4 protein-coding genes are annotated in these 9,784 nt (G+C 41.9%); all 4 read right to left on the reverse strand.

The window, feature by feature from the left end; genetic code table 11:
* Positions 1 to 282 precede the first annotated feature (282 nt).
* Positions 283 to 1,329, reverse strand: coding sequence for a recombinase RecA (gene recA / locus QZZ43_RS00060; RefSeq protein ID WP_291854589.1), 1,047 nt, complete (start codon positions 1,327 to 1,329; stop codon positions 283 to 285).
* A gap of 254 nt (positions 1,330 to 1,583) precedes the next feature.
* Complete coding sequence (gene bcp, locus QZZ43_RS00065; RefSeq protein ID WP_291854592.1) at positions 1,584 to 2,048, reverse strand: thioredoxin-dependent thiol peroxidase; 465 nt, start codon at positions 2,046 to 2,048, stop codon at positions 1,584 to 1,586.
* A gap of 64 nt (positions 2,049 to 2,112) precedes the next feature.
* Positions 2,113 to 3,051, reverse strand: a complete 939-nt coding sequence (locus tag QZZ43_RS00070) for a hypothetical protein (protein WP_291854596.1) — start codon at positions 3,049 to 3,051, stop codon at positions 2,113 to 2,115.
* A gap of 83 nt (positions 3,052 to 3,134) precedes the next feature.
* On the reverse strand, positions 3,135 to 9,784 hold a 6,650-nt coding region (locus QZZ43_RS00075; RefSeq protein WP_291854598.1), incomplete at its 5' end, for a T9SS type A sorting domain-containing protein.

Here is a 9,784-nt window from a genome sequence, read left to right on the forward strand (position 1 = left end):
CTGGAAAAGCAACGGCAAGCGGCATTTCTTTATATACCGAAGCATCTGTAGCATATAAAGTACGAACCAGCTCATCAGTAAATATGTTGCCTTTAAGATTTGTGGAAAGTTTCTTTAGATGATCAGTCATCACAATGATAATTATTAAAAATTGATGAATTCAATTACCTTTCAAGCAAGCAGGGCCTGCCGAAAATTCAGCAGGCCCTGTTTTATTGTGTATCAGGAAATCAAGACTTTTGAAGAAATGTCCCGAAGATTATTCTATACAAAAGATGATACCTAAACTTTCTCTTCCGACAAAGCAGCAACAATTTTCTGTTCCAGTTCTTCGGCAAGTTCAGGATTGTCACGAATAACATCTTTTACCGCTTCACGTCCCTGCCCAAGTTTGGTCTCTCCGTAGCTAAACCACGAGCCGCTTTTCTTAATCACATTATGCTCAACACCAATATCAATAATCTCACCAATTTTGGAGATTCCTTCTCCGTACATGATATCAAACTCGGCCTTACGGAACGGAGGTGCTACCTTATTTTTCACAACTTTTACGCGGGTATGGTTACCAACCACTTCATCCCCGTTTTTCAACTGGGTAACACGGCGAATATCCAAACGTACCGAGGCATAAAACTTCAGTGCATTACCACCGGTGGTCGTTTCGGGGTTACCGAACATCACACCAATTTTTTCACGCAACTGGTTTATGAAAATACAGCAGGTATTTGTTTTACTGATGTTTGATGTCAATTTGCGCAACGCCTGCGACATAAGACGAGCCTGAAGTCCCATTTTGTTTTCGCCCATCTCGCCCTCAATCTCAGCCTTAGGTGTTAAAGCCGCCACTGAGTCAATAACCACCAGGTCGATGGCAGAAGAACGAATCAGCTGATCGGCAATTTCCAGCGCCTGCTCACCGTTGTCGGGCTGCGAAATCAAAAGATTTTCCACGTCAACACCCAGTTTCTGAGCATAAAAACGGTCAAATGCATGTTCCGCATCAATAATAGCAGCAATCCCACCCAGTTTTTGTACTTCGGCCATGGCATGAATAGCCAATGTTGTTTTACCGGATGATTCGGGACCATAAATCTCAATCACACGACCGCGGGGATATCCACCTATCCCCAATGCCCGGTCAAGACCAATAGAACCGGATGAAAACGAGGGCACATTATCTGCCACCGACTCACCCATCCGCATGATGGCTCCTTTACCATAAGTCTTATCAATTTTGTCCATCGTAAGCTGAAGAGCTTTCAGCTTCTCGGCATTCACTTTCTTGGCTTCCTGTTGTTTCTTATCCGTTTTTTCTTGTTGTTCGGCCATACTATATTTCTATTTTTTTACGGTTTTATTATCAGAATTGATTGCAGAAGGTATTCAAACCACTCAAAAACAGCATTTAAAAAATCACTCTGCCTGGGTTTTCACCGATAAAGATAACCATAAAAATTAAAGGTAGCCTCTAAAAATGCAAACTTCTGCGTTACCCCAAAATTTTAAAATCCTCATCCCAACGAATCAGGACTACGGGTCTTAAAACTTCTTGCACCATAAATTTTTCTATTCTTAGAAATTCCCTAAAGATTCAACTCAGTAAAAATCTGTTCAGAGTGTTCTTTAGTATTTACTTTTTTAAAAACCTTCTCTATCACTCCCTGCTCATCGATCACAAAAGTTGTGCGAACCACACCCATGTATGTTCGCCCATACATCTTTTTCTCCGCCCACACGCCGTATTTTTCCATTATTTCTTTATCGGTATCAGCGATGAGATCAAATTTCAATCCGTGCTTATCGATAAACTTACGGTGCGATGCTTCACTGTCCGGACTTACGCCAATTATTTTGAATCCTTTTTCAGCAAACTGCTCAAGGTTGTCATTCAAATTGCAGGCTTCAGCGGTACATCCTGAAGTATTGTCTTTAGGATAAAAATAAAGCACCACTTTCTGACCTTTAAAATCATCAAGTGAAAGCTCTTTTCCATCCTGATTTTTTCCTGAAAATAAGGGTGCTTTTTGTCCTTCTTCTAATTGTGCCATAATAACAATGTTTTAAATTCAATTAAAAAACAGCAGGCACCCCGATTTGTTTAGCTTTTTGCTATTAAAACCGAATTCCAAGCATTCCTCTAAAACCGGAGAGGGTAACATCACCCTGATTCATGATGCTTAAATTCTGGTACAAGGCAGCACTGGTATTATCTTCAGGTCCCGGAAACAGGATGTCCTGCTTTTCTTTAAAAGGATCGTTGCCGGGGAAATAATATCTTGCTTCAAAGAACAGATGAGAATTACGTCCCGGGAAAGCCACGCCAAGGCCAACGAAAGGCATAATAAGGTTGTCCACCTCAAGATCTGCAGCATCTACCCACTTAGGATAATCATTGTAAAAACCCCTGTCGGGCAGATTATCCACCAACAAATTGTATTCCTGATAAAAGCCATGGTGAGAGAACATCCCCTCCTGCTCATAAGTACTTTTCACAGGAATGCGATATTCGGCACCCGCCTCAGCAAAAATATCCCATCTGCCGGCAGAGTAAAATCCCCGTACCAGAAGAGGAAATTCAGCCCAGGTATATTTCTGAGTTTCCACCACATCGGTGGCGGAAACTCTTTTCTCATAAATATCACCTTCATTGTCAACCCAGGGCATGGTAGCCGAATATTCTGCAACACTTCCTTCGGTGGTTTGCAGAGAAAGACCGGCACCCGTTGACAACTCCAGCCATTTTACTATCCTGAAATTAAAAGCCACTCCGCCTCCAAAGGAAAGAAATGGATCCAACTGAACAGATGAATTGGAATGAGTCCATTCAAACATTCCTCCATGCACAAAGATAGTGGTGGAAAATAGTCTTAATTCAGAAGCAGTTTCGCTCTGATTAAAACGAGAGTTTTCATTTAAACTGTTATTCTCAACATTTAAAGTATCAGCTGTCTGATTGCTCTGCCCTTTAACTACCAGATTAAAACTCATAAACAGTAGTACTGAAAAAACAACTCCTTTTATGTGCAGAGAAGAAATAATATATTTATACATAGTCTCGGGTATTGTTTCAAAAAAATAAGGAGTAAAAACAGACAGTTGCCGGTTCAATGACCAAACAACTGCCTGAGAAAATTCTATTCAATAATCAGTTTCTTGTTTTCAATGAAACCATCGTTATACTCAATCTGCAACAAGTAAACACCACTGCTCAGATCAGTATCTTCCAACTGCAGAATACTGCTTTCACCAAATTCCCGGTCAATCAGTAATCCGCCTCTCATATCATAAAGCCTTATTCTGGATTGTTCTGACACCACAGGAAGGAAAATATCAACAGGATTTCCTGCAACCACGGGGTTTGGCGAAACAACAGCCGATTTCAAAGAAGCACTCTTCAACGGTTCCACTTCTCCATAAATCAGACATTGAGATGCATTATCAAACGCCCTTACTGTTAAATCTCCATAACCCATTGACTTCACATCTACATATTGCTTTTGAGAAACCTCTTCCCCATTAAAATACCATCTGAACTCAGATAAGTTCCCGGATGAATTGTCCACGAAGAAAACAGTGTTCCATTTCGGCTCGGGAACTACCAGCTCGGTTCCGGCTTTGTACTGAAGATTGAGCGTAACCTCATCAGAGGAACCACACCAATCGTTGACAACAATAGTATAAGAACCAAGGCTCTCTGCCATCACCGATTCAATAAACAGCGTGTCTGAATCTTGAGCAATGACTTCCTGATCATTGTAAGACCAGGAATAATCCATCGCATCACCTTCTATGCCAACACCCAAAGAAACTGAGGCCCTTGGACAAACCGCAACATCCGAATTTTCAACAGATAAAACAACCGGGACACAGGCTCTGGTGGAAAAATCATATTCCACAAACCACTGGACAATCTTGTCATTGTTGGCCAATGTAACCTGACCTCCAGGTAATTCCAAATGATAATCAGTGGAAGTCTGAAGTCCGGGATGCGATATAATCAACACGGATGGATCTTCCTGGGACACTTTTAGTTCTGCATCCACAACAGGGTTTATTAAAGGTGAAACAGTCGTATCAATCGCGATAGGCTGATTAAAGCGAATGGTTATTGAATTAATAAAATCCGTGAGTCCATCGGTATCAACAGAGCTTTCCACAATTTCCAGTTTTCCGTTTTCTGTGGCTTCAAAAGCCCCCATGTCGGTGTTGATCCAATGGGTACGGGAATTTTTAGCCAGGTCATAACCAAAGAGTCCGGAGAACCATTCATTGTTACCCTGTTCAATACAGGGAGAGAACTCCTTCAACGAATAATCACGGTTCTCAGGATCGGTCCACATTGGTTCATAAGAAATATTCTCCTCTCCTTCGTACCCTCCTTCAACGCAAGAATACACCACCTGAGAAGCATTATCTGAAAATGCTCCGTTTTCGTTGGCATAAACAATACTGTTTTTCACATCAAAATATCCGTACAATCCGCCGGTGTTGGTGGCCCTGTTGTGAGCAACCGTACAACTCAAGAGTTCCGGCTGAGAGTTTTCATCGGCATAGATGGCACCTCCATTCCCGGAAGCCTCATTGTCATGGAACAAAACATTAAAAAAGCGGGGACTTGATCCATCATTGTAAACAGCACCGCCGTCATCACCCATATTGTTACGGAAAACAGAAAACTCGACAGAAGGTGAAGCATTCACATTGTAGATGGCACTTCCTGTCGCATCTTCAAAAATGAATCCTTCAATAACGGCTCCCTGTTCGAGCGGAGTACCAGCATCAAACTCATTTCTAAAAAGATGAATACTATTATCAGAATCATCACCGTCAACACCAATATCACCGCTCAATATGACAGGATGTTCCACATGATTTCTATTCAATGCGTTGGATTCATCACCTGCCAACCCACCGTAAATGATCATTCCCTGTTTGAGCGAAAGGGCCTGTTCACGTTCCGTTTGCGTAACATTATTGGGGTCGGCGGGAGTTACAGGATAGTATTTTCCTTCAGCTACCCAAATTTCATCACCCGGTAAAGCAAAATCAAGGGCTTCATGCAAAGTCCCAAAAGCATCATCCCATGAAGCTCCTGTTGTTCCGGTACTACCCTCTTTTACCTTAATGGTGTAATCATGACCGATGTAGAAGGTGGATGGCTCAGACCAATTGACATGATCACCGTAATCCAGTCCAATGGTCCATTGATAAGCGGAACCATACTCCAGATCACCAATAATTGTGCTGTTATTGGTTCCATCAATACCGCTACGTGCACTGAAAGGACCATCTTCCAGGAGATTATCCTCATCACCAACTTTCCACAATTTCATCTGATACTCAAATTCGGAAGGAATGTTGGTCTGTGGTTCTATCGTACCGTCTGATATTCCCCAAACAAGATTTAGCATCATCAACATACTGTATTCCTTCGTCCCGCTACCTCCATTGGCAGGAGCTACAGGTTGAATTTGCAGGTATTCAAACGGGCCAATATCCACCTTATCCCCGAAAATCCGGTCAAAACCTGCAAAATCGGTTAATACTTCATCAGAAACCTGGGCATTATCTCCTGCATTAATAGCAGGCGATCCATATTGCAAATGGAAAATATCATTTTCAGCATCCACAAAAAGAGGATCTTTCGCAATGTTTCCATTGGAACCGTCAGCATCCGAAAAAACAGAGTGTTCAATTCCGGTAGTGAAAGTAAAATCAGAATCGGATGAAGCCTGATTGTTCCAGGCAATGGAATTATTAACCTCCACAGAAACCCAGTTGTTCTTATAGATAGCTCCACCTATGTCGGTTGTTGTATTTCCATACCACAAGCAGTTATTGAAAGTAGCACTAGAAGCTGCCATTACTGCCGCTCCTGCTGATGCAGCACTGTTATTTACAAACAACACATTAGAAAACGTGGGATTACTACCATTTTCTGTATAAACAGCTCCTCCCCACCTGTCAGCCTGATTGTCTCTCAACCAGATATTTCTCAACTCAGGAGAAGACCTGCGAATATATACACCACCTCCATCGTACTGAGCTTTACCTTTTTCTATGATAAAACCATCCACAACATTATCCTCAAATAGGCGGTCCTCAGTCCCCCTGATTCTCACAACATTGTAACTATTGTCATTCACATCTCCTTCCACGCCAATGTCTCCACTGAGTATTGTTTCGTTGGCCATCCAGTCACGCTCCTCCACAGAAGATTCGAAACCGCCAAAACCACCATAAAGTTTCATACCATTTTTTAATTCAAAGGTGGCATTTCTCTCAGAACCATCAGTAGGTTTATATGTTCCGGCCGCGACCCAAACCTCATCATTCTCAATGGAAATAGCCATTGCATCTTTGAGATCCATTGCATCCAGCCATGAAGTACCATTGCCTCTTGCTCCGGGTTTTACATATAGTGGATGATCACGGTAAACCGTAAAGGTTCGACTCTCTGACCAGTTTGTAAAACCGGTATTCTCCAGACTACCAACACGCCATGAAACCTCATCGGCTGGTTGAAAGCCGGTCAGTTCTGTTTCTAAATCAGCCAGGTTTTCAAGCAGTTGTGGCTCACCACCATTAATGATATACTCAACCGCAAATCCGTTAATATTGTTGGGGATAGAGTCATTCCAACCCCATTCAAGGGTAGTTGATGTAATGTCGGCCTCAAACCAGGATTTATCCGCAGGACTCACAAGAGTTGGAGTAATAACCCATCCTTCTATGGCGCCAATATCCACAGTATCTTCCTCTACTCTGAAATTACCATAGTAGTCGGTTACCAACCAGTCGGGAAGGTTTTCGGTGCTTACTGCATTAATGGCAGGACTACCCTCTTTTAATCTGAAATCATTATTCGAAGGATCGACAAAATCCGGATTTTGGGAAATATTACCATCTCCACTATAACCTCCGCTGTAAATGGAATTGGTAACATCAACCATATATGTAAAATCATTATAGGACCATTCAGCAACATTCCCCAAGGCAATAGAGTTATTTACTATTGCATTATCACTATAAACAGCCCCACCATAAGCACCAGAAATATTTCCATACCATAAACAGTTGTAAAACTTCATAATACCAAGACTATAAACTGCTCCACCATCATTTCCTGATTCATTTTTTGTGAATATTACGTTTCCATATTGAGCATGGCTTTCATTATCTCCATAAACAGCTCCGCCATCGTCAAGGGCATAATTATCTCGCAACCAAACATTTCTTACAATCGGAGAAGCCCACTCCAATAGGAGACCACCACCGTCCATATATTGTTCATCGGCATAACCTTTTTCAATTACCAGCCCGTCAACCACTGTCTTAAGTGTGATTGGCGCTGCCTGGCTACCAATCATCTGGAGAACATGATAGCTATTATCAGTATCTACTCCCTCTTCCCCGATATCTCCACTCAGAATAGTCTGATTTTCAACCAAATTTCGTTCGGCAAATGTCGTTTCGGTTCCGGCAAAACCTCCAAACAGTTTCACATTCTCCTTTATTTCAAAGGAAATATTTCGATCGTCTGTATCGGTCGGTTTGTAAGTTCCAGCTGCAACCCAAATAGAATCACCAGCCACAGACACATCCAGTGCATTCTGAAGATTTGTTGCCGAAGTCCAGGAAGAGCCGTCTCCCGTTCCATCAGGAACGACAAACAAAGGATGACCTCTGTAAATAGTGAATAAAGAACTTAATGACCAGTTGAAAAGTTCATTATTATCTTCATAAGCAACTCGCCATTTAACCGAATCGGTTGGGGAAATTCCATTAAGTGTAAACTGTTGTTCTGCAATATTATCAATCAGCATCGTATCAAGACTGTTAACAATGTACTCCAGTTTATATGCTGATATATTTTCAGAAACCGAGGCATCAAGGCTCCAATCCAAAACAACCTCACTATTCTCGTTGAGGAAAATAACTGAACCATCTTCCGGTGACTCCAATACTGGAACAATCACAAAGCCTTCTGCAACTCCTATATCTATGGTATCCTCAAGAACTCTTGCATTTCCAAAATAGTCTTCTGTCAACCAGTCAGGCACAACATCCGCCTTTCCATTATTGATGGCAGGACTATTCTCTGTTAAACGGAAATCTGAATTGTCACCATCCACAAAGTCCGGGCTTTCAGAAAGATTACCACCTGAATTTGAGGAATTTAGGTAAATGGAATTATTTATAGTATAAGACCCTGAAAAGTCGTTACTTCCATTTTCAGCTTGATTGTTCCAGGCAATTGAGTTGATGATAAACATATTGCCCCGGGCAGCGCCGCCCCAGTAACCTGAATAATTATCATACCACAAACAATTATAAAATTTAAACCCACTATAAGAATAAACAGCACCGCCATCATCCCCGGATTCATTGTTTGTAAATATCACATTGCCAAACTCAGCCCGGCTTTCTGAATCTCCATAAACAGCACCTCCGTCATCGTAAGAAAAATGATTCCTAAACCATACATTTTTTACAACAGGTGAGGCCCAGAAGAGAAACAAACCACCTCCATCATTGGAAGAACTGCTATCTGCATAACCAGCCTCTATCACAACTCCATCAATTATGGTTTTGGCAGAAACAGGTTTTTCTGAAGTTCCGATCATTCTTACCACCTGATAAGTATTGTCTGTGGCAACCTCAGTCTCGCCAATATCCCCACTCAGAACAGTGCGGTTGATGTTCCAGTTACGTTCATCAAAAGAACTTTCGGTTCCGGCAAAACCGCCATACAGTTTCACATTATCTCTCAATTCGAAAGAGATACTCCGGTCGGCAGTGGTTGTTGGAGTATAAATACCGGAAGCTACCCACAACGAATCACCCGGAACGGCTGTAATTAAAGCATCTATTAAATCGATACCATTTTCCCACGAAGAACCATCTCCGGTACCACCGGATGTCACAAATACCGGACGTCCTCTTCCAATAAAGAATGAAGAACTGGACGACCAGGTGGTAAATCCTTGCTCATCGATGTAACTGACACTCCAGGATACAGTGTCTTTAGGCTGAAAACCACCGATTTCATATTGCTGCTCGGCGATCTCTTCAATTATTATCGTATCACTATTAACGATATACTCCAGTTGAAACGCCGAAATGTTTTCCAAAACCGATGCATCTTCAACGGTCCATTCAAAGAGAACAGTCTCATCGCTGCTAATATGATAAACAGAATCCGGCGAAGGAGATAACAAAGTTGGAACAACCACTCCACCTTCTGCAATTCCAATATCAAGAGTATCCTCAAGAACACGACTGTTACCATAGAAATCCGAAATCAACCAATCCGGCAAGTAGTCGTTATTTCCGGAATTTATGGCCGGGCTACCCTCCTTCAGCCTGAAATCTGCTTTTTCAACGGAAACAAAACCGGGTTCCTGGTCAAGATTACCATTCTGATCAACAGCATTGTTAAAAATGGAATAGAAGGAAGAGACTCCATAACGGAAATTATCATATCCCAATCTTGCCTCATTATCCCAGGCAATCGAATTGTACACCAAAGAGGTACTACTGTTGTCATAAACCGCACCACCATAATTACCGGAATAATTACCGGACCACACACAGTTATAAAATTTCACCTGAGCAGCAGAAAAAACAGCACCTCCGCTGCTGCCCGACTTATTATTCAGGAAAAGTACATTGCCAAATTGAGGATTACTCCCGGAATTCGCATAGACAGCACCTCCATAATAAAAAGCATAATTATTCCGGAACCTAACATTTTTTATTATCGGGGAAGCGCTTTTTATTA

Source organism: Marinilabilia sp., from assembly GCF_016278715.1.
Classification (GTDB): Bacteria; Bacteroidota; Bacteroidia; order Bacteroidales; family Marinilabiliaceae; genus Marinilabilia.

What these genes read in the sequence shown, in the direction of transcription:
- QZZ43_RS00070 (WP_291854596.1), bottom strand. Translation starts at nt 3,051, where the DNA reads ATGTATAAATATATTATTTCTTCTCTGCACATAAAAGGAGTTGTTTTT.
- recA (WP_291854589.1), bottom strand. Translation starts at nt 1,329, where the DNA reads ATGGCCGAACAACAAGAAAAAACGGATAAGAAACAACAGGAAGCCAAG.
- bcp (WP_291854592.1), bottom strand. Translation starts at nt 2,048, where the DNA reads ATGGCACAATTAGAAGAAGGACAAAAAGCACCCTTATTTTCAGGAAAA.